We start from the raw sequence: 22,142 nt of genomic DNA on the forward strand, positions 1-22,142 counted from the left end.
AAAAATTTAGGTTTAAATTCTACTAATCATATATAATTACTAAAATAATGAAAACAATTATAAAAAATACATTTGCAACTCTTTTATTACTAAGTCTTTCAAGCACATTGGCACAAACCATTTCGGGACGTGTAAATACAATAGATAACAATCCTTTAGAATCAGCTAATGCTGTGATAAACGGAACAACAATTAGCACAACAACAGATAAAAACGGTGATTTTACTATTGATACACAAGGAAAATTACCCATTACCCTGTCTATCCAATACACAGGATATAAAACCGAAAAAATATACTTAACCGCAATACCTTCTACTCCATTAACTATTCTTTTGAAAGAAGACAACCAACTTGCCGAAGTGGTCATTTCTTCCAGAAGGAAAATTGAAAAAGCTCAAAATGTACCAATTCCTATTTCGGTGGTAAGTGGAAAACAAGCCGAACAAGCAGGTGCTTTTAATGTGAATCGAATCAAAGAACTCATCCCTTCGGTACAATTATATTCATCAAACCCAAGAAATACCGGAATCAACATTCGAAGTTTAGGTTCGCCTTTTGGATTGACCAATGACGGAATTGATCCTGGAGTAGGTTTTTATGTAGACGGTGTGTATTATGCACGTCCAGCTGCTACGACTTTAGACTTTGTCGACATCAGTCAGATTGAAGTATTACGTGGACCACAGGGAACTTTATTTGGAAAAAACACCACCGCAGGTGCCTTTAACATTACGACTCGCAAACCTAGTTTCATACCGGGAGCAAATTTTGAAGTGAGCTATGGAAATTACACATTCTTACAAGCAAAAGCATCGGTAACAGGCGGATTAACTAAAAAAATTGCGGGAAGAATATCCTTTTCAGGAACCCAAAGAGATGGACTAATTGACAATGTGGCTACAGGAAAATCGACCAACACTTTGAACAATTTAGGGATTAAAGGACAATTATTGTATACCCCAACGGCCAATACTAATGTCTTATTTTCGGCAGATGTTACTACCCAACGTCCTGACGGCTATGCCCAAGTTATTGCAGGAGTTGCTCCAACCCAAAGAGCCGCTTACCGACAATTCAACCAAATCATTGCCGATTTAAATTATCAATTACCAAGTACTAATCCATTTGACCGAAAAATTGATCATGATACCCCTTGGCGTTCGGGTCAAGATTTAGGAGGTGCTTCTTTAAATATCGACACAAAAATTGGCGAAGGAACACTAACTTCAACTACGGCTTGGCGTTTTTGGAACTGGGATCCATCTAATGATAGAGATTTTACAGGATTACAAGTTTTGGCTAAATCACAAAATCCTACCAGACAAACGCAATTCACGCAAGAAATACGTTATGCAGGACAAATCGCCTCAAACATTAGTGCTGTGGGAGGTATCTTTTTTATCGACCAAAATTCACACACCACCGGAACAGAAGAATCAGGAAATGCACAATGGCGTTTTTCACAAAGCACAACAAGTTCTAAATGGGCTACTCCTGGTTTATTTGAAGGCTACGGAATTAATACTGACGCTAGTATTCATGCCGTATCAGCAGCTATTTTTGGACAATTAGACTGGACAATTTCGGAAAAATTACATCTTTTACCTGGAGTACGATACAATTACGATAAGAAAGATGCTACTTACAACCGTAGTACTTATGGCGGTTTACAAACGAACGACCCTGAATTAATTGCCTTAAAAAAATTAGTATACAGCGACCAAAATTTTGCTAAAAATACCGATGCTACCGACTTTTCAGGTAACCTAACACTATCTTATAAACCTACTGACCGAGTAAATACTTACGCTACTTATGCCAAAAGTTACAAACCTGTGGGCGTAAACGTTGCTGGTCTTCCTACTGTTAACGGTCAACCAGCACTGGATTTGGCTGTTATTAAACCAGAAAGAGTAAATCATTATGAAATTGGTGCTAAAACAACGCCGTTCAACAATACGATTTTCAACATTACTTTCTTTAATACAGATATTACCGATTACCAAACCAATGTTCAGGCGGCTGAATTAGGTGTCAACCGTGGTTATTTGGCCAATGCAGATAAAGTACGAGTAAGAGGTGCCGAAGTTGATTTTAGCGTTACTATCAACTCCCACTTTAGTATCAATGGTGCAGCCACCTATACCGATGGAAAATATATCAAATTTATCAATGCCCCACTACCCTTAGAAGAAACAGGAGCTTCTATCTCATTTAAAGATGTTTCTGGAACAAGTTTGCCTGGGGTTTCAAAATGGGCAGGAAGTCTTGGCGGAGAATACACAAAAGACGCTAAATTATTTGGCAACCTAGGGAAATTCTTTGTTGGATTAGATGCCTACTCTCGTTCGGAATTTTCATCCAGTCCCTCTGCTTCCAAATATTTAATCGTTCCCGGTTATGCGATTTTTAACGGTCGTTTGGGTTTCCGAGTAGCAGAAGGTTTATCGGCACATATTTGGGGGCGTAACCTTTTCAATAAAGACTATTTCGAACAACTTTTACCAGCCGGTGGAAATGCAGGACATTATGCCGGAGTATTGGGCGACCAAAGAACCTATGGCATTACTTTGAAATACACGCTATAAAACAAAACACTAATTACCAACAACTTAACAACCAATTCAGCATAAAAATCGTAACTTTAAGAGAAAATGGGGCTATGAAAAATTTTGCAATGAAACTGGTAGGATTTACAACGGTGTATGTGTTTGTATTTGCAGGTCTCAATCAAACGAGTGTTGATTTGAGAATTATAATGAGTTTACATCTTATAGGTGTTATTTTGATCCCTTACATGACGTACTGCGTACTCACGGATAAATACAAAACCAATAAAACATTCAAAGACTGGTACGAAGATCATCCGATGGAAACTTTGGATGAAGGAAATGAAGAAGAAACCTAACTGTTTAATCCAAAATTAAAATCCCTTTACAGACTCAAGGTTAGTAAAGGGATTTTCTTTTAATCTTAAATAAAGTCTTATTTTATAGTTTATTGAAGAAATTAGTTTTATGGGATGTTGTGCAACAGCTACCGCTGTTAGCGGTAGTTTTTGATTATTTACTGATCCTAATCAAGTGATTAAAAAGTTCAGCAGTAGCTAAAACATCGCCTAAAGCACTATGCCTTTTGCTTACATTAATATTAAAATAATCAAATGCATTTTGAGATGATATTGTATTTGTCGGTATTTTGCCAGATACAGAAAGAAAGAACAAAATAGATGCCGTATCTACATAACGATGTGAAAACTGTTTGTTATAGTCACGATTATTTTTAGTCCAAAAGTTTTTGAAGAAATTAATATCAAATAATATATTGTGTCCACACAAAATTATCTTTTCGTTATGAAAATTTTCATTTAAATAATTTTCAATTTCTAATATAGCATCCTCTGATTTTAGTGCAACTTGTGAATGTTTATTAATGTCAATTCTATTTATTTCTAATGCTTTTGGTGAAACATTTAGAATACCATCATTGATTAAAAATTCTTTTGCATTAGATATTTTTCCATTATCCCAAATGGCAAAAGCCACAGATAAAAGACTATTGTTTAAAGGGTCTAATCCTCCTGTTTCAGTGTCAATAAATAATATTTTATCAGTTTTCATTGATTTTTTTCTTATTTAAAAAATAATACAAAGATACTAAAGTTTCATTCCCACATAGAGTCCAATATCTTTTGTACTTATAATGAAATGTGAACCAAAGTAAAAAAGAGGTTAATGATATAAGTGAATTAACTTTAATAATCTCAGGTGCTACATATTTTGAAGCAGCATTAAAGAAAAAGTGGAAGTATAATGTAGCAAAAAGAAAGGTGAAAGCTAAAGATCTATAAAGGTTATACTTTGCTAAGAAAAATGCAGATAATGATTTGATGTTTTCTTGATTTGTTATAACTGAAGAGAATTTATACAGTGAATACCACTTGTCAGGATAGTTAGTGTTTAATTTACTATTTATTATAGTTATGCATTCAGTTCTTAAACTTGAATTGTCAGTAAAATAGTTATCAGATTTAAATGTAAATATTTTTGTAAGAATGCTTTTAATAGGTTTAAAAACATCTCTTAACCATAAATAAATTTTAGTGTCGTATAAACTATTTTCTGAAATAAAACTGTATATCCATTTAAAAAAACATTTAATATTTTTAAAAACATAATAGACAACTTTATTAAATGATTTGTCAAAAAGAGCTTCAAAAATTTCATATTTAATAATTGAAAATACCTTTATAAAATGCCCAAGTAAATAAGCCAGAATAATGATTAAGGCTATCACTAGATTTGACTTTTCATTCCAATAATTTTTGAATAAATCACTTAGCGTACACAATTCAGATAAAATATATGAATTATTCAAGTCATTGACTTTTATCGCCGTTATATCGACTAATGATAAAGGTATTATTAGGATTCCTAGAAAAATAAATCCAGGTAATATAAGTCCAAGGATATCAAAGAAAAAGTTTTCAATTTTTGAAAGAAATTCATCCATTTGTTCTGTTGTTTTAAAATTACCGCTAATGTTCTGGTTATACAGCGGGTTTGTGATTAAATTAAGCCCTATTTTCAGATTTGCCACTCGAGCGATAGCAAACAGGTGAAGCAAATCATCCCAAATACAAAACCATCTTTAAATTCAGCTTTTAACCCCAATCTCGCCAAATGGCTGTTGGGGGATGTGATTTTATTTAGTTTTGAATTTCATCAAATAGCTTTTTGTATTTTTTCAATTTTTCAGAATTATCATTCTCAATACTAAAATACTCATTGTATTGTTTTTCAATATTTTCGGCATAATAAACGCAATTTACTTCTAGTTCATTAATTCTTTTTCTGATGTAAGAGGATAAGTTTACTAAAGATCTACTTCCGAAATTGTCATAACCATATTCTTGTCTTATATCCATTGCATTTTCTAAAAATGGTAGCAAGTAAAGATTTGAGATAGTTCTTAAATCCGTAGGTTCATTTTTTTCAACGCATTCTTCCAAATATTTATAATATTCAGGCGTAAACTCATTCACTAAATTTGACCAAGGTTGGTCTAAATAACTTTCTCCTATATTGATTTTATATTCATCAACTAAATTTGCACCAAGATTTAGAAATTGCATTAAGTCATTGCTTATTTTTCTCTGCTCTTCAACTTTAAAATTTATTTGTGATTGATGTTTTTCTTTGAGTTCTAATATAGCGTCTGAATAGAAATCAAAAATACTATATATGTTTAAAAAAATTTTCTCCCAATCATTATTGTTTTTAAAGTTATAGTTAATAGCTTTATAAATAGATGTTGAATCTAAATCAATAACCCTTGAGAAATTTTTGTTGGTTGTGAAATACATTTGATTCATCTGTGAAGGAAATTCTTTTTCTTTTTCAAAGAACTGTTTCATTTGCTTTCCTTGTAACTCAATGTTATCAATTGCAGATGTAAAAAAACTACTTAAAAGCTTTAGTCTATTTAAAAGTTCTATTTTTTCATCTATTAATTTTTCATCTTTCTCATTTCTAATTTGTTCCTGTTGTTGTACTAAACTAATTAAAACAAATAAGATTGATAAAAATGATAATATTCCTCCAATTAACGAACCGTAAGATGAAATGATTTCGTATTTATTATTAAAATCTAGTCCAAGAAATTTCCAATTTTCTGTTTCGTTAGCTAAATTAAATGTTATTAAAATCAGAAAAAGAAACACTATAGAAATTAGTGAAATTAAAAAAAATTTAAAAAATTTGTTTTTATTCATTTCTTTTTTTTTTCGTTCATATCACCCAACTAGTTTATATGTGTTATAAAACCACTCCAATCAACGTAAATAGAATTGACTTTGTTTGATTGTATTAACACTTATTTCCTCAAACATAATCATACAATTTTTCCTAAACAAACAAATCCTACAAAAAACACGCAAATCCGATAACAGACAATAAATACTACAAAAAAAGTCCAGGAATAAAAATCCCTGAACTTTAATTTCACTCCATAAAAAAATCCCGATGGCTCGGGATTTTCATTTTTATTTTTCTCTGATATAAATATCAATTGGCACTCCTGAAAAGTCCCAATTGTCTCTAATTTTATTTTCTAGGTAACGTTTGTAAGGTTCTTTTACATATTGAGGCAAGTTGGCAAAAAACACAAACTGAGGCGTTGGTGATGGCAACTGCATACAATATTTAATTTTCACATACTTCCCTTTAGTTGCTGGTGGCGGATAAGCCTCAATCACCTTCAACATATACTCGTTGAATTTAGAAGTTGGAATACGTTGTTGTCTGTTTTCAAACACCTGAACCGAAGCTTCCAACGCTTTCAACAAACGTTGTTTGGTCAACGCCGAAACGAAAAGAATAGGCACATCCGTAAATGGCATTAATTCTTTCTTGATTTTCTCTTCATAATCACGAGTTGACATGGTATCTTTTTCAACCAAATCCCATTTATTTACCAAAATCACCACACCTTTTCGGTTCTTTTGTGCCAACCAAAAGATATTTTGGTCCTGACTTTCAAATCCTCTGGTCGCATCGATAACCAAGATACAAATATCAGCATGCTCAATCGCACGTACCGAACGCATCACCGAATAGAATTCCAAATCTTCCTTTACCTTAGCCTTACGACGAATTCCGGCAGTATCGACCAAGTTAAATTCGAAACCAAAACGGTCAAACTTTGTATCAATCGCATCACGAGTCGTTCCTGCAATATCAGTTACCATAAATCGGTCTTTACCAATCAAGGCATTGATAAAACTTGATTTTCCCGCATTAGGTCGTCCTACCACTGCAAAACGAGGCAATACTTTTTCTTCTTCTACCACTTCCGGTTTTTCTGGAAAAGCTTCAATCAAAGCATCTAGCAAATCCCCTGTTCCACTTCCTGAAATACTGGCAAATGTGTAATAATCGCCTAAACCAAGGTTGTAAAATTCCACCGCATCTTTCTCACGCATGGCATTATCAACCTTATTTACGGCTAATAAAACCGGTTTTGTTACTTTACGCAACAACTTCGCCACCGTTTCATCCATTGGTGTGATGCCTTCTTCAACATCCACCACAAATATAATCACATCGGCTTCATCGATAGCCAATTCTACCTGCTTACGAATTTCGCCTTCAAAAATATCCTCCGATCCACGCACATATCCTCCGGTATCAATTACCGAAAATTCCTTTCCATTCCACTCGCTTTTACCATAGTTTCTATCGCGGGTAACCCCAGATACTGAATCTACAATAGCTTCTCTTCTTTGTATCAGCCTATTAAAAAGGGTTGATTTCCCTACATTAGGTCTTCCTACTATCGCAACAATGTTATTCATTTTTTTGAATTTTAGCCCTTCGACAAGCTCAGGGCGATGTTAAGATTCTAGATTTCAAATTATTAGTTTCCTAAAAACCGAATCACCTAAAATCTAAAATGCTTTATTTAAATTTTTTGCAAAGGTACACTTTTAGTTTGCAGTATACAGCATTAAGTATTCAGTATTTAAAATGCGTTGAACTGTTTACTAAAAACTGATTACTGAACACTGAATACTATTTCTGGTTATACCCAAATCGTTTTAACATATTGGCGTTACTTCTCCAGTTTTTATTCACTTTTACGTACATCTCAATATGAATTTGTTTTCCAAAGAATTTCTCTAAATCCTCACGGGCTTCCACACCTACTTTTTTCAAAGCGGCTCCTTTGTGACCAATGATAATTCCTTTTTGCGTATCACGTTCTACCATAATCAAAGAACGAATTCGGATAATGGTATCAGTTTCAATAAATTCCTCCGTAACAATTTCTACGGCATAAGGAATCTCTTTGTTATAATTCAATAAGATTTTCTCTCTGATAATTTCGTTCACAAAGAAACGTTCCGGTTTATCCGTTAATTGGTCTTTTGGATAATAAGCTGGTGATTCCGGCAACAACGAAATAATTCGATCAAAAACTTCCGGTACATTGAAATTCTTTAAGGCAGAAATCGGGAAAATCTCCGCATTAGGCACTTTTTCCGTCCAAAAAGCAACTTGCTCTTCTAATTGTTCCTGATTCGAATTGTCAATTTTGTTCAACAACAATAACACAGGAATTTTAGCATGGATAATTTTATTAAAGAAAGCTTCATCTTTCAATTCCTGCTCTCCTATTTCGACCATATAAATCAACACATCAGCATCTTCAAAAGCCGATTTTACAAAATCCATCATCGATTCCTGCATTTCATATGCCGGTTTAATAATTCCCGGCGTATCTGAAAGCACCATTTGGAAATCCTCACCGTTTACAATTCCTAGGATTCTATGACGGGTAGTTTGCGCTTTTGAGGTAATAATAGACAATCTTTCCCCTACAAATGCATTCATCAAAGTTGATTTCCCAACGTTTGGATTCCCTATAATATTTACAAAACCTGCTTTATGTGCTGTCATTCTATTTAATTTAATGCTGCAAAGGTAGTCATATCAAGCCAATAGATGAAATAAAAAGATTTTTTAAAATTCATCGTTGTAAATGTAGAATTTATTTGTATCTTTGCACCCGAAACATCGCGGGATAGAGCAGTAGGCAGCTCGTCGGGCTCATAACCCGAAGGTCACAGGTTCGAGTCCTGTTCCCGCTACTAAGGTAGCCTTATTAAGATTACAAAACGCACATCGCGGGATAGAGCAGTAGGCAGCTCGTCGGGCTCATAACCCGAAGGTCACAGGTTCGAGTCCTGTTCCCGCTACTAAGAAAGCTTCAGAGAAATCTGAGGCTTTTTTGTTTTTTACAAGTTTTATTCCATAAAATGCAGAGATATTTCCCCAACTTTTTCACTAAAAACTCTTCATAAAACCAAAAACAATTAGCTTATCTTCGTACTTATTATCAATTGAAAATCATTTATAAAAGTAAGTTTAAAAAAAATATGAAAAAAAAAGAAAACGACCATTCACTTACTGTTGCACTTCTATTTTTTTTAATTTATAGAATTCTTGTAGTTATAATTTCGGACGGATCTACTTTCTTTAATATTTCTTTTTATTTGATATTATTTCTCATAATAGGAGTATTATTCATTAAATATTCCTCTATATATAACAACACTTCACTTTTCTTTCTACTTTGCACATTTCTTTTTATCATCTTTCCATTGTCTCATGAAATTTTATTTAAGTACACAAGTAATAATTACACTTTCAGCGAAGATTATCTAAAACATAGAAAAAGAGAAATTACTTTACAACTTGATGATTATAAAGATGTCAATAAATTAATTAAAATTTCAAAAGAACTTCCTACTAAAATTCAAAATCTAAGCATCGTTGATTCACTAATAGGAAAAAAGTATCATTATAAAAGTGGTTTTTTTATTATTGATCCCGAATCAATTGGAATGCGACCTCAAGATAGAGAAAGGGATTATCAGTTCTATGATGTAATATTTTATGATAAAAATTCAAAAAAAACAGCTAGTGTTAGAACAACGGACGAAAGTATTATTAAAGCTATTCATCTAAAATACAACAAAAGTATAGAGCTTAAAAAAAATTTAAAAAATCCAACATTAAATACACATTATGCTGATATTTGGTTGGATTCAGTAACAATATTTCTTTTTAGTAATATCAAACCTATTGGTAGAGCTACACAAATAATTCAGTTGTTTCAGGTAATTACTTCTTTCTTCTTTGCTTATATGCTTACAACATTACTAGATAATTTTAAAAACCTAAAGATTCTTAAAAAAGAATAGTTTTTTAGGATATTAGTCAAAATTACACAAAGATTATCCATTTAAATCATCAAAAAATGGTTCAAGAATCGTCCATTTCCCACTACTAATTAACTTGAGAGAAATCAGGAGCATTTTTATTTATAGAATAACAAAAAACAGCCGCAAGAATATCCCTGCGGCTGATTTTGATTTCAAAAAAGCGATACTACAACTCGTACCATTCTTTTTCTGTAGACTTTACATTCCCTAAAATATTTTTAAGCGTATATTTTTCGGCTTCTGATTTTTTTAATTGGTGCGTCCATGCTGCTCTTTCTTTTGGTTTAAAACCTTCGCCCGTGCATTCGTATTCGGCAAAATAGGCCGTTTTTTCATTTTCAGCATTTCCCCAATTATCCCATCCTTCTACGGCGGTTTGTTTAGGCAATTCGCATTTTATAAATACTGATTTTGCCCAGGCTCTCCAAGGTCGGCCAAGGTAAAGCTTATCCACTTCTTCATTCACAATTACTTTGCAATCCAGAAAAACAAAACCAAACTCTTTGTCTTTTGGCGTATTGGGAGCGGTTATGTACGAATTTGTTTTTCCAAAAATGATACAGTTTTTAAATACCACTGTAGCTGGTCCGAAAATAAAATCGGTAGTTCCTTCAATGTGGCAGTCCACAAAAAATTGTCTTGAATATTCGCCACCGTTATAAATTGTATCCTGATTTCCCAAAAACTTACAATTTTTAAAAACCGCTTTATCGGCATCAACATACAAGGCAACCGCCTGTCCTACTCTACCTGCCGAATTAGCAAACGTAATATTCTCAGCCCTGAATCTATTTCCGGATATTTTAGCGGTATACGAATCAAAAGTCCCCATTTTGCCTCTGCCGGAATAATCATTATAGGTAATAATCGTTTTATCGACACTTTCGCCTATAAAAGTAACATCGGTATTATTTGCAGACAATTCTATTTTTTCGTTGTAAACTCCGTTCTTGATATACAAAGTTATCGGAGCTAAAGGAAATTTTCGCATCGCATCAATGGCATCCTGAATATATTTGAATTCGCCGCTGCCGTCTTTGGCTACAACAAACTGGTATTTGTATTTTTCAGGATTTGCTGTCTGACCAACAAACAATTGTGTCATAAATAGCAACAATAAAACAAACTGGAATCGAAATCTATTTTTCATAAAAATCATCTTTTATTACTTTTTAAAAGTAGCATTTATTTCTTTCATTCCTTCAAAAACCATTCTGGCAACCTCAACTGCTCCTTTTGTTTGAAAATGGGTATTGTCTTTTTGCCCTTCGGGATAAGCCTCATATTTACCCGCCGGGAAATTCATAAAATAATTTTCGGCTGAAAAAGTCTCTCCTTTTTTAGTAAAAAAATCCATTGATTTTTTGTTCAAATCAATAAGAGGCACATTCAATTCTTGAGCAACATCTTTGGCTGCCTGATCATATAAACCATGAACGTTTTGCAATTTTCCATCTACCCAAGGATAATTTCTGGCAACCGGAGTCAAAATAATAGGTTGAGCCCCTTTGGATTTGGTTTGACTGACAAACAATCTCAAAAACTCCTTATATCCTTCAATAGGAACATATCTTTCGGTTCTGTCTTCGGCAGCATCATTATGTCCGAATTGCATCAACACCAAATCATCTTTTTTTAGATTTTCAAATACGGCCCGCCATCTTCCTTCCTGAAAAAAGGTTCGCGTACTGCGACCTCCTCTGGCACGGTCATCAACAACTGCACTTTGGGTTTTTATCAATTTATTTACTTTTTGCAGGCTGTCTTTCACTAAAAACTGCTGAAAAACCTGCCCCCATCCCGTAACCGGATATCTGGTTTTCATGTAATCTTTGCCCGGTTCGTAATTATTGGCATAATCTGCCATTGTGGAATCGCCGATTAAGTAAACAGTGGTTGCATTCGTTTTTTGTATACTAAAAGCCATGATTGTAAAACTGGCTAGCACACCAATTGCAGGGATTATAAATTTTCTCATGTATTATTTATTAAAAACTTTATTTAAAAAATCATTGATATAAGTAGCCGTTGGATCAATCCATGGATGAAACAACCAAAATGTATGGAGTTGAATATCAAATTTATGCACTTCGGTATAAATTCCCCAATCTTTCATCATTCCGATTAGCTCATCCTGACCGGCATGAAATCTTGGAAAACCGCTATTGATAAACATGATAGGACATGATTTTTCATTGGCCCAAAAAATAGGCGAAGCTTCTTTCCATATCGCTGGTTTTTCATAAAAAGTACCTCCTAACCATTCCACATCTGGCGAGTCTGGTTTTCGATTTAAATTCAAAGACAAAGGCGCCATAAAATCGACCACTCCATCCAAATCTACAATAGCCTGAATTTTACTTGAAAAACCTAAGTTCCCCTGATCTCCTTCTTTCGATTCAATTCCGCTTGTAAGTCCTGTTAACAATGCCAATTGTCCTCCTGCCGAACAACCTGAAACAGCAATTTTATCCGGGTCAATTCCGAATTTATCCGCATTGGCGCGTGTCCATCGCACTGCCGATTTTATATTGTAAAGCGCTGCTGGATATTTGGCTTCCTGCAACAATTGGTACTCCACACAGATGGTTACAATTCCTTTGGCTGCCAATTTCTGAGCTAAAGGAACCTGCAACATTTTATCTCCTGCTCTCCATCCTCCGCCGTGCACCATGATCAACGCAGGATATTTTCCTTTTTTCTTTGGCGAAAAAACATCAACATGCAAATCCCTATCTCCAAAAGGAGTATTTTTTAGTGTTGTATAAACCAAATTCCGACTTTCATTTACATTTCCCGGCAAAGAATCTTTAGCCGGTTTTATGTTTGGGAAATTTTTTCGGTATTTTTTGAATTCATTTTTTACCGTAAAAGAAGTATCTTTTGGAATCTTAATCGTGGTTTGCTGCGCATTGGCACCAAAAGAAACAAGAAGAATTACACAAAATACATTTTGAAAAAACTGCTTCATAACATTGAAAATTTATTTATTATTTCTACTGGAAACATTGTGAATATTATTTTTTTAAACCATTAAGCCAATTAAGAAAGTTAAGAAAACTGCAAATCTTAATTTTCTTAAATAACTAAATGGTTAAAAGCTTTGTCTTTCTCACAAACACCAATAGTACTATTTATTGAAAACTTTAGTTAAAAAATTATTTATGCATTCAATTGTAGGACTAAACCAAGGCTCATACAAACAAAAAGAATGTGGTGCTTCTTCAAATTCTTTTACTTCAGAATAAATTTCGTTTTTATCCAAAACTTTGATGTAATCTTCCCTACCCGCATGCATCCAGGGTACGGAGCTATTAATAAAAAGCGTTGGTGGTGTTTGAGCGCTTACATAACTCAATGGGGAAGCCGCTTCCCACAATTTTGGATTTTCTGCTTTCGCATAACCAAACCAATAGGTTCCTGCCGAAGTACTTTTGGAATCATCTCCTTCCCTCCCATCCGGATGTACAAATGATAAAGTTCCGTCGATATCAACAACTGCATTCACATTGGATTTTGCGTCTAAGTTACAAGAAGTTCCTTCAAATAACGGCATATTCGCCGTTGTTCCCATAAAAGCAGCCATTTCTCCACCAGCCGAAAAACCAACAATGGCAATTTTATTAGGATCAAAATTATAAGCCACAGCATTTTTTCGAACCCAACGTATAGCCGACTTAACATCAAATATTGCTGCCGGAAAAAGTGCTTCGGTTGAGAGACGGTATTCCGGTGTAAAACACACATAACCTAAACTGGCTAACTTTTGAGCCATTGGATAATGTTGTGTTCTGCTTCCGGTACGCCAACCGCCACCGTGAATAACAATAACCGCCGTTTGTTTAGAATATGACTTATCAGCATTATAAAAAACATCTAGATTCAGTTTGCGTTTTCCAATTTCGCAATAAACAACATTTCGTTTTTCTTTTACTGTTTCAAGATGAAATTCAGAAACAATCTTAATGTTCGGATGCGTTTTTACATCATGATTATAAGCGTTTTTAGTAGAATAAGAAGTGTCACTTATTCCAGTAACACCTTTATAAGACTGACAATATACTTCACTTAAAAATAATATTGAGACCAACATTACAAGAAATGGGCATCTAAAATTCATATTGCTATTTTACAAAATCAAATTAAGAAAAAACCCCATGTAGTTTAGAATTATCTACACCTACATGGGGCAACAATTTAATTACTAACCAAATTAAATATTAATTTTCAGGATAACCTGGATTCTGATTTAGTTTTGGGTTGGCTGTTCTCTGCTCCTGAGGAATTGGATACAAGCCCCTGAAAGTTTCTGTTTGTGTAGTTTTGAATGCCCAAGTTCCGGTAAAATAAGTACCAAAACGAATCATATCTCTTCTACGATGCCCTTCCCAAATCAATTCTCTGGCTCTTTCGTCTTCAATATTTTTCAATGTTAAACTTGATAAAACAGAAGCATTACTTCTTCCTCTTACTGTATTAATCAAATTTAATGGAGTATCAGCAATTGTAGTAGTACCCCCTCTAAATAAAGCTTCAGCTTTTATCAACAAAATATCTGCATAACGCATTAAAACCAAATCATTATCCGCATTAAAGCCAGACCATGAAGTTCCTACAGGAGTATATTTCAAAACTTTGTAACCTTCATTATCCTCTGCACTAATTAAACTTTGCACTGCAATGATATTTAACTGTGTTCCATTTGGGTAAGCCAAAGGAGTGACACCATCCAAATAATATTGTGGTCCATATTCAATCAATGATTTACGCACATCTTGATTCTCATATCTATCTAGCGCTTCCTGATACGTACTGTATCCATTTGCCGGAGTAAATGGCAAATTATATTTTAATTTATCTAAACCGTTTTGAGTATACAAAATAAACTGATTAGCACCTGCATTTTGTGCCGGAGCAATTGAGAATGAAGAGATAATCTCTGTTGAATTTTTCTCATTAGTAGCTTTAAAATTATCAACTACAGCAGCCTCCAGAGAATACTTATTCGTACTGATAATTTTATCACACATTGCAACAGCTTCTGTCCATTTTGGAGTTCCTGTGTAAACCTCTGCATTCAAATACATAGTTGCTAACAATCCATAAATAGCCTCTTTAGTAAATCTTGGATAATAACTTGCTTTATTGACAGTAGTAATCGAAGGTAAATCTTCTATTGCTGCTAACATTTCTGTTTCAATAAAAGTGAACACATCTTTTCGTGGAGTATTACCAGGCAAATTATTAGGATCAATTCTGGCCACAGTTACTAAAGGTACATTCCCCCAAAAATCCATAGCATAAAAATAACCATAAGCACGCAAAGCACGCGTTTCAGCTATTAAAGCTTTCAGATTACCACTATTTGGAGAAGCCTGTAAACTTTCCAAAACAGCATTAGCAACACCTATTTCCTGAAAAATATTTTTCCATGCTCTTCCGCAAGTCGCATTTGTAGGGGCAACAGTATGATTTATTATATCAATGTTATTTTGATCAAACCAACCTCCACTGGCTCTACCTGGAACGATAAATTCATCAGTTCCAAATTCGGCAATACGCCAAGGATCTCCAATATGAACAACTTGTGACAATGACTGATAAACTCCAACAACAGAAGAAAGCGCCTCAGCTTCATTATTATAATAAGTATCAGGTGATAAACTTCCGAATGTTTCTTCATCCAAATTAGTACATCCAGGCATGCAAAGCAAAGCAACGAATGAACACAATATTAATTTGATTTTATATATTTTCATGATAGTAGTATTTTATTAATTGAAATTATGCTTAAAACGACAAACTCAAACCAACGCTTACTGTTTTAGCTTTAGGATAAGCTAAATAATCCACACCAAGAGGAGCAATTCCGGTAGCTGAAACATCTGAATTCACCTCAGGATCTAAACCGGAATATTTAGTAAACAACAATAAATTTTGTCCGGTAATAAACAACCTTGCATTAGTAATTGCTGGAACATTTTTAAGATCGATATCATAACCTAAAGTAATATTGTCCAATCTCACAAAAGAACCATCTTCAATCCATCTGGAAGAATATTGTTTTGGCTGACTTCTTAAGACACCACTTGTAACTGCTTCTTTAAATACATTTCGACCAGGAAGATTACTTAAATAACCTAAGTTATTTGCTGTCAAATTGTATACATCATTACCAACAGATCCTCTAAAGTTAAATCCTAATGAAAATCTTTTGTAAGTCAATGAGTTTGTAATACCAAAAGTAAAATCAGGTTGAGCACAACCGATTACTTTCATTTCAGGATCGATGATTTCAACACCATTCTCGATTCCTTTAAATTCGCGTCCGTAAAAAGTCCCCACAGGCAATCCCGGTTGAATTAACTGAGCATAAATACCCGCTGTTAAACCTTGCCCTTGTAATGGTGCTACCTGAATATTATCTCCTTTATATAAACTATTCGACAGACTTAAAACTTTATTTCTATTTCGGGTATAGTTAATAGAAGTACTCCAAGTAAAATCGGATTTCTTAATGATATCAGCAGAAATTTCTAATTCAATACCTTTATTTTGTACGCTTCCTACATTGGCCAATTGGGTACTAACAGCTGTTGGTGATGGTACTGGAATACGTAATAAAAGGTCCGTTGTTTTCTTGATATAATAATCGATACTACCTCTTACTCTCCCTCCTAACAAAGTATAATCAATACCTGTATTGAACTGAGCTGTTTGTTCCCATTTCAAATCTGGATTAGCATATTGTAATGGTAAAACAGTTGTAATTCTCTGACCTCCTACAATATATCCGGCAGAGGTTGCACCTAATCTTGTAATCGAATTTAAGTTACCAATTTCCTGATTTCCTGTAACACCATAACTGGTTCTTAATTTTAAATCAGTAATTGTTTTTGACTTAAAAAATTCCATGTTAGAAATTCTCCAGGCAATAGACCCTGAAGGGAAAATCCCCCATTGATTTCCTGAACCAAAACGGCTGGAACCATCCTTTCTAACTGTTGCTGTAAGCAAAACTTTATCGTCAAAATTATAATTCAATCTACCGTACATCGAAATCAATTTATTACTTCCCATAAATGAAGTTACCCCTTGATTAGTACTGGCAGCCTGTAAACTATACCAACGGAATTCGTCTGATAAAAATCCGGAAACTACATTACGAATTCCTTCATTAAGGAAGTATTGATAAGAATACCCCGCAATAGCATTGACACTATGTTTTCCAAATTGTTCATCATATCTTAAAATTGTTTCCAATAATTTACTGTAATCTCCTAATTTTTGAACACTCGCATAACCGCCCATTCCCTCACCCAATGGGTTGGATTTTTTCACATATGAATTTCTACTGATAGTCTGATTGGTGTAACCCAAATTCACATTAAAACTTAAAGGTTTGAAAATCTTATAGGTCGTAGATAAATTTCCTATAAAACGATTGTTTCTTACCTCATCTAAAACATCATTCGAAAAAGAAACCGGATTGATTCTATAAGGAGGAACGTGGTTGTAATTTCCATTAGCATCATACACAGGATATGTTGGGTTGAAAACATAGGATTCGTAGTTAATACTTGTCCCTGCCTCACTACCTACTGTATTAGATACTGGAGAATTATTAGAAAATGTTTCTCCGTAATTCACTTTTAAATCAAATGTTAATCGGTCATTAAGTGCAGTATGATTAACATTAATTCTGGCGTTTGCTCTTTGTAATGCCGACCCAATTAAAACACCTTCCTGATCTCCATAGCCTAATGAAGCTCTATAAGCTGTTTTGTCTGTACCTCCTGAAAAAGATAAATTGTAATCCTGTGTTTTCGCGGTTCTGTAAATTTCATCCTGCCAATTAGTGTTTCCTCCTAAATCAGAAAAAGTCAAATTCAAATCCGTATTAATTTTTCTGTATTCGTCAGCGGATAATACATCTAATTTTTTTGAAACTGTCGAAATTCCTCCTGTAACATCCAAGTTTACTTTTAGGTTACCTGATTTTCCTTTTTTAGTAGTAATAACAATTACCCCATTAGCTCCTCTCGAACCATAAATAGCTGTTGACGAAGCATCTTTTAAAACCGTTACTGATTCAATATCGTTTGGATTGATTGTCATCAAAGGATTCGTAGGTTCCTGATCAAAAAAGTCAGTTCCATTTCCTCTGATATTTGCCGAACTCACTCCTGCGGTAGTAGAAATGGGCACACCATCAATTACGTATAAAGGATCATTTGTTCCTGTTAACGAAGTTCCTCCACGGATAATAACCGTATTAGAACCTCCTGGTTTTCCACTATTCTGAGCGATTACAACACCGGCCATTTTTCCTTGAATCGCCTGTTGAGCACTCAATTGTGGTCCTTTATTAAAGTTTTCTGATTTAACTGAAGAAACAGACCCTGTCAAGTCTTTTTGCTTACTGGAACCGTATCCTACAACAACAACTTCGTCCAGTTTAGCGGTTTCTGGCAAAAGTTGGCAATTAATAACCGATTGTTTATTAGTCTTTATTTCTTTGGTTCCATAACCTATAAATGACACCACCAAAACACTCTCTTCTGATGGAACTTTTATGGAATATTTACCGTCTAGATCAGTCTGAGTGGCTATTTGAGTTCCTTTAACAAGCACACTTGCTCCGGGAATAGGCTGATTATTCTCATCAGTAATTTTACCTGAAACTTTTATGTCCTGAGCTACTTTTACTTCAATGATTCTTTCTTTTACTTCAGTTTTTAAAGCTTCTTTGATTATAATATTTTTATCCGCTGTGATTTCAAAATTTAAATTACGCGATTTAAAAATTGGTTCTAATAATTTAGAAATTTCAATGGTACCTTTTTTCAATTGCACTTTTGGAGCGTCTTTAAAAAAGTCGTTTGGATAAATAAAACTGTAGTTGGTTTGCTGTTGAATTATTTTAAAAACTTCTTTGACCGATACTATTTGATTTTCACCAATAGATATTTTTGCCTGCGAAAAAGTAATTTCAGTATTAAAACTGAAAACGGTTGTACAGAATAGGATTAGAAATGTTTTCATCATAATCAACAGAAGCCGTTTTTGAAATTCAAAACGACAATTAATAGAATTAATTTTCATAGTTTTGTGGTTGTTAGTTGAACAATAGTTTAATTAATGTATAGGGAGGGAAGTAGTAAGGAAACCGCTAAATATCTAAACTACTACCCCTCTTTTTTTTATTTCAATATCAAAGTCTTATTTTTAAATTCATATTTATTTATAATTCCTGAGTTTTTAATCGACCTCAAAATTTCATCAATTTTTCTGTCTTTTATTAAAACACCATTAAACTCCTCTTTCTTGATGGTTTCATTTTCAAAAACCACCTGAATATCATACCATCTCGATAGTACTTTCATAATTTCATCCAATGGTTTGTCTTCAAAACTGAAAACCCCGTCTTTCCAACATATTTCACTGTAAACATCAACCTTAGCTATTTTTACTTTATGCGTTTTAAGGTCAAAGTTGGCACGTTGATTTGGAATTAATTTTTGCTTCGTATTTGCAAATTGCATTTCGACTTTTCCTTCTACTAAAGTCGTGGCAATATTAGAATCATCTTTGTAGGCTTTAATATTAAATTCGGTACCTATAACGTGAATCTGCTGATTCTTTTGGTAAACTGTAAAACCAGCACCTTGATGAGCCGTACTTGGAGAAACATCAAAATAAGCCTCACCATAAACCAGTTCAACACCTCTGTTTTTACCTTCTTCAAAATTGACTGGGAATTTCAATTTGGTTTCCGAATTCAACCAAACTTTGGTACCATCTGCCAGTGTAATGGCAAACTGCCCTCCTCTTGGAATAGTCAAATAATTATAAACCACTTTGTTTGATGATGATTTAGAGTTTTTATACAACAACTCTTTTCCGGTACTGTTTACGTTTTTATTGTTATAGGTTTTCCCTTTTTCTAAAACAACAGTTGATCCATCTTCTAAAGTTAACATTGCTTTATCAGTACCAATTTCAATTTTATTAGGAAGAACTTTAGCAATAGTTTCCTCCTGATTTTGGAACTTAAAAACTGTAGTGTATGTAACAAACAGCACTACAGATGCAGCTACAGCATATTTAAACAATGTTTTTTTGTAGAAAGGAACAACTTTAATTTTTTGCTGTTTATCAAAATCCAATTCCAATCGGATTTTCTCACGAATCCTTTCTTGAACGGCTTCTTTTGAACCTAAATAATCAGGCCAGTTTTCAGTTTCCTGATTATTTAGAAAAAAATACAATAGCCTATCTAACTCCACTTTGGTAATTGTACCATCATGAAGTTTAGTGACTAATTCTGAAATATATTGTTGTGGATTTACATTCATCGAGCCGTTTTTTTATGTGCTTATATAACTAAGTCTCTAAAAAAACATTTCACACCTGCTCAATTAGCAAAAATTTTTACTTTTTTTTATACATATCGTTTTTTTATCTTAAAAAATAAGATATAAACTCAATACTCACAGCTACTCCAAGCGATTCTTTTATAATTTTCAAAGCTTTAGAAATATGCCCTTCAACAGTGCGCTGCGAAATATTTAACTGCTCAGCAATTTCCTTATTAGACAACATATTTTCTCTGCTTAACTTATAAACTTCTTTGCATTTATCCGGCAAAGTTTCAATAATCGCATCTAAATACGTTATCAATTCCTGATGCATTAATTTGGTTTCGGGATTTGATGTTTCAATTTTATTCTCAAAATCATCAAACAACTCATCTTTGAGCATTTTTTTATTCTTATTAAAATGATCATAGACTTTATAAACCGTACTGGTATATAAATAACTTTTCAACGAAACCTTTATTTGTACTTTTTCCCTTCTTTGCCATAGCGAAATAAAAACCTCCTGAACAATGTCCTCACATACCGACCGGTCTTTAACAAGATTGTAAGCTGCTAAATACATAACCTCCCAATACTTGTTATAAATTATTGTTAAAGCCTCTTCTTCATTTTCCTGAAGACGCTTTACAAGATCTATATCGGTATATTCTTTAACTAATGTCATTTAGATTATATTTTGCCATTATTGCGTCAAATCTAAAAATAAATAATTGATTTTCGAATATCTTAAAAATTTAACACAAATTTTTATTTTATCAGAAAACTAACCTTACAAACAGTCTAATGCTTTCGTTTTAAAAAACAACCAACGAACATCTTTTTAACTACTCTAAAAATGAAAACCATATTAAATTACCATAATTCGAAATAAAATTCTATTTTCGTAAACGATTACGAAAAAAAATGAAAACAAAAATCACCATTAGCGATATTGCCAAAGAATTAGGAATTGCTCCCGCCACAGTATCTCGTGCCCTGAGCAACCACCCAGAAATAAGTGCCGCTACCAAGAAAAAAGTCAAAGCAGTTGCTGAACGTATGAACTACAGCCCCAATAAAATGGCTTCCTCGCTACGTTCCGGAAAAACAAAACTGATAGGTGTTTTAATCCCTACAGCCGAACATTTATTCTTTGGATCTGTGATTCACGGCATTTCAAATCTGGCAAGTCAACAGGGATACGATGTTTTAATTTACCAATCGAATGAATCGGAAGAATTTGAAAAAAAAGGCATCAAAACTTTTATTAACGCCAGAGTCGACGGGATTTTAGTATCCATTTCTAAAAACACTACTGATTACTCCCATTTCGAATTGGTTAAAGAAAAAAATATCCCCATTGCTTTTTTTGATCGCACTAATGATAATCTGGGAATTTCGTCTGTTAGTATAGATGATTATCTGGGCGCTTACCTAGCAACCGAATCCCTAATAAAATCAAGATACAACAGGATTGCTCACATTTCCGGACCTCAACACAGTAAAGCATTTGCAGAAAGAGTTCGGGGTTATCAAGCCGCTTTACACCAATACAACATCCCTTTCGACAATAACTTCATTTACAATGGCGACATCAGTATTGAAGCAGGAAGAAAAGGCGTCCAACACTTTCTTAATTTAGAAAACAAACCCGACGCTATTTTTGCAGTCGAAGATTTTACTGCCCTTGGAGCATTGAAAGAATTAAAAGAAATAGGAGTCAAAGTACCCGAAGAATTTGGAATTATCGGTTTTTGCAATGATTTATTTGGCGAACACATCACACCTTCACTCTCTACAGTCGATCAAAAAACAGTGCAAATGGGCGAAGAAGCCTTCAACCTTATTTATGAATTGATTTCGAAAAAAGGAGAAAAAACAAACAGCCAAAAACGAGTTTTGACTCCAACATTAATACTAAGAGAATCTTCAAAAAAGAACTAAAAAAATTTTAAATAATAACCGTAAACGATTACGTATAAACAATAAAA

Annotated in this window: 17 protein-coding genes and 2 tRNA genes; 6 read left to right on the forward strand and 13 right to left on the reverse strand. The window is 33.7% G+C overall.

Translation table 11 applies throughout. From position 1 onward, the window contains the following. Nucleotides 1–47: 47 nt before the first annotated feature. Complete coding sequence (locus tag AAEO59_RS01755; RefSeq protein ID WP_341699026.1) at nucleotides 48–2,591, forward strand: TonB-dependent receptor; 2,544 nt, start codon at nucleotides 48–50, stop codon at nucleotides 2,589–2,591. A 74-nt stretch (nucleotides 2,592–2,665) separates the two neighbouring features. Beyond that, nucleotides 2,666–2,911 carry a hypothetical protein gene (locus tag AAEO59_RS01760; RefSeq protein ID WP_341699027.1) on the forward strand — a complete coding sequence of 82 codons (246 nt, stop codon included), beginning with the start codon at nucleotides 2,666–2,668 and terminating at the stop codon, nucleotides 2,909–2,911. Nucleotides 2,912–3,065: 154 nt separating this feature from the next. On the opposite strand, the gene AAEO59_RS01765 is transcribed toward AAEO59_RS01760, so the two are convergent. The 5 genes from AAEO59_RS01765 to era all read right to left on the reverse strand — a co-directional run bounded on the left by AAEO59_RS01765 (nucleotide 3,066) and on the right by era (nucleotide 8,462). Next, nucleotides 3,066–3,623 (reverse strand): 3'-5' exonuclease, encoded by a 558-nt coding sequence (locus tag AAEO59_RS01765; RefSeq protein WP_341699028.1) that lies wholly within the window; start codon nucleotides 3,621–3,623, stop codon nucleotides 3,066–3,068. After that, nucleotides 3,613–4,515 (reverse strand): hypothetical protein, encoded by a 903-nt coding sequence (locus AAEO59_RS01770; protein WP_341699029.1) that lies wholly within the window; start codon nucleotides 4,513–4,515, stop codon nucleotides 3,613–3,615. The genes AAEO59_RS01765 and AAEO59_RS01770 overlap by 11 nt, the downstream gene beginning before the upstream one ends. A 196-nt stretch (nucleotides 4,516–4,711) precedes the next feature. Continuing rightward, nucleotides 4,712–5,776 carry a hypothetical protein gene (locus tag AAEO59_RS01775; protein WP_341699030.1) on the reverse strand — a complete coding sequence of 355 codons (1,065 nt, stop codon included), beginning with the start codon at nucleotides 5,774–5,776 and terminating at the stop codon, nucleotides 4,712–4,714. A 270-nt stretch (nucleotides 5,777–6,046) separates the two neighbouring features. After that, nucleotides 6,047–7,357, reverse strand: coding sequence for a ribosome biogenesis GTPase Der (der, locus tag AAEO59_RS01780; RefSeq protein ID WP_341699031.1), 1,311 nt, complete (start codon nucleotides 7,355–7,357; stop codon nucleotides 6,047–6,049). Between the two features lie 217 nt (nucleotides 7,358–7,574). Further along, nucleotides 7,575–8,462: a GTPase Era gene (gene era / locus AAEO59_RS01785; RefSeq protein WP_341699032.1), complete on the reverse strand. Its 888-nt coding sequence runs from the start codon at nucleotides 8,460–8,462 to the stop codon at nucleotides 7,575–7,577. Nucleotides 8,463–8,580: 118 nt separating this feature from the next. Here era and AAEO59_RS01790 point away from each other — a divergent pair. The 3 genes from AAEO59_RS01790 to AAEO59_RS01800 all read left to right on the forward strand — a co-directional run bounded on the left by AAEO59_RS01790 (nucleotide 8,581) and on the right by AAEO59_RS01800 (nucleotide 9,769). Next, a tRNA-Met gene (locus AAEO59_RS01790) sits at nucleotides 8,581–8,653 on the forward strand. A 35-nt stretch (nucleotides 8,654–8,688) separates the two neighbouring features. Next, a tRNA-Met gene (locus tag AAEO59_RS01795) sits at nucleotides 8,689–8,761 on the forward strand. A 180-nt stretch (nucleotides 8,762–8,941) separates the two neighbouring features. Next, nucleotides 8,942–9,769: a hypothetical protein gene (locus tag AAEO59_RS01800; RefSeq protein ID WP_341699033.1), complete on the forward strand. Its 828-nt coding sequence runs from the start codon at nucleotides 8,942–8,944 to the stop codon at nucleotides 9,767–9,769. A gap of 187 nt (nucleotides 9,770–9,956) precedes the next feature. Here AAEO59_RS01800 and AAEO59_RS01805 read toward each other — a convergent pair whose 3' ends face one another. The 8 genes from AAEO59_RS01805 to AAEO59_RS01840 form a co-directional block, all read right to left on the reverse strand. Further along, the gene (locus AAEO59_RS01805) at nucleotides 9,957–10,940 is read right to left on the reverse strand and encodes a pectinesterase family protein (protein WP_341699034.1); all 984 of its coding nucleotides are present in this window, start codon (nucleotides 10,938–10,940) and stop codon (nucleotides 9,957–9,959) included. Nucleotides 10,941–10,955: 15 nt separating this feature from the next. Then, nucleotides 10,956–11,768, reverse strand: coding sequence for a rhamnogalacturonan acetylesterase (locus AAEO59_RS01810; RefSeq protein ID WP_341699035.1), 813 nt, complete (start codon nucleotides 11,766–11,768; stop codon nucleotides 10,956–10,958). Nucleotides 11,769–11,771: 3 nt separating this feature from the next. Further along, the gene (locus AAEO59_RS01815) at nucleotides 11,772–12,761 is read right to left on the reverse strand and encodes an alpha/beta hydrolase (RefSeq protein ID WP_341699036.1); all 990 of its coding nucleotides are present in this window, start codon (nucleotides 12,759–12,761) and stop codon (nucleotides 11,772–11,774) included. 159 nt (nucleotides 12,762–12,920) lie between these two features. After that, nucleotides 12,921–13,910, reverse strand: coding sequence for an alpha/beta hydrolase (locus tag AAEO59_RS01820; protein ID WP_341699037.1), 990 nt, complete (start codon nucleotides 13,908–13,910; stop codon nucleotides 12,921–12,923). 100 nt (nucleotides 13,911–14,010) lie between these two features. Continuing rightward, the gene (locus AAEO59_RS01825) at nucleotides 14,011–15,549 is read right to left on the reverse strand and encodes a RagB/SusD family nutrient uptake outer membrane protein (protein ID WP_341699039.1); all 1,539 of its coding nucleotides are present in this window, start codon (nucleotides 15,547–15,549) and stop codon (nucleotides 14,011–14,013) included. A 31-nt stretch (nucleotides 15,550–15,580) separates the two neighbouring features. After that, nucleotides 15,581–18,895 (reverse strand): SusC/RagA family TonB-linked outer membrane protein, encoded by a 3,315-nt coding sequence (locus tag AAEO59_RS01830; protein ID WP_341699040.1) that lies wholly within the window; start codon nucleotides 18,893–18,895, stop codon nucleotides 15,581–15,583. A 98-nt stretch (nucleotides 18,896–18,993) separates the two neighbouring features. After that, nucleotides 18,994–20,148 (reverse strand): FecR family protein, encoded by a 1,155-nt coding sequence (locus tag AAEO59_RS01835; protein ID WP_341699041.1) that lies wholly within the window; start codon nucleotides 20,146–20,148, stop codon nucleotides 18,994–18,996. 103 nt (nucleotides 20,149–20,251) lie between these two features. Further along, a complete protein-coding gene (locus AAEO59_RS01840; RefSeq protein ID WP_341699042.1) occupies nucleotides 20,252–20,836 on the reverse strand; it encodes an RNA polymerase sigma factor in 585 nt (194 codons plus the stop codon). A gap of 239 nt (nucleotides 20,837–21,075) precedes the next feature. On the opposite strand from AAEO59_RS01840, the gene AAEO59_RS01845 reads away from it, so the two are divergent. Next, nucleotides 21,076–22,095 carry a LacI family DNA-binding transcriptional regulator gene (locus tag AAEO59_RS01845; RefSeq protein WP_341699043.1) on the forward strand — a complete coding sequence of 340 codons (1,020 nt, stop codon included), beginning with the start codon at nucleotides 21,076–21,078 and terminating at the stop codon, nucleotides 22,093–22,095. Nucleotides 22,096–22,142 lie beyond the last annotated feature (47 nt).

This window comes from Flavobacterium flavipallidum (assembly GCF_038289905.1).
GTDB lineage: Bacteria > Bacteroidota > Bacteroidia > Flavobacteriales > Flavobacteriaceae > Flavobacterium > Flavobacterium flavipallidum.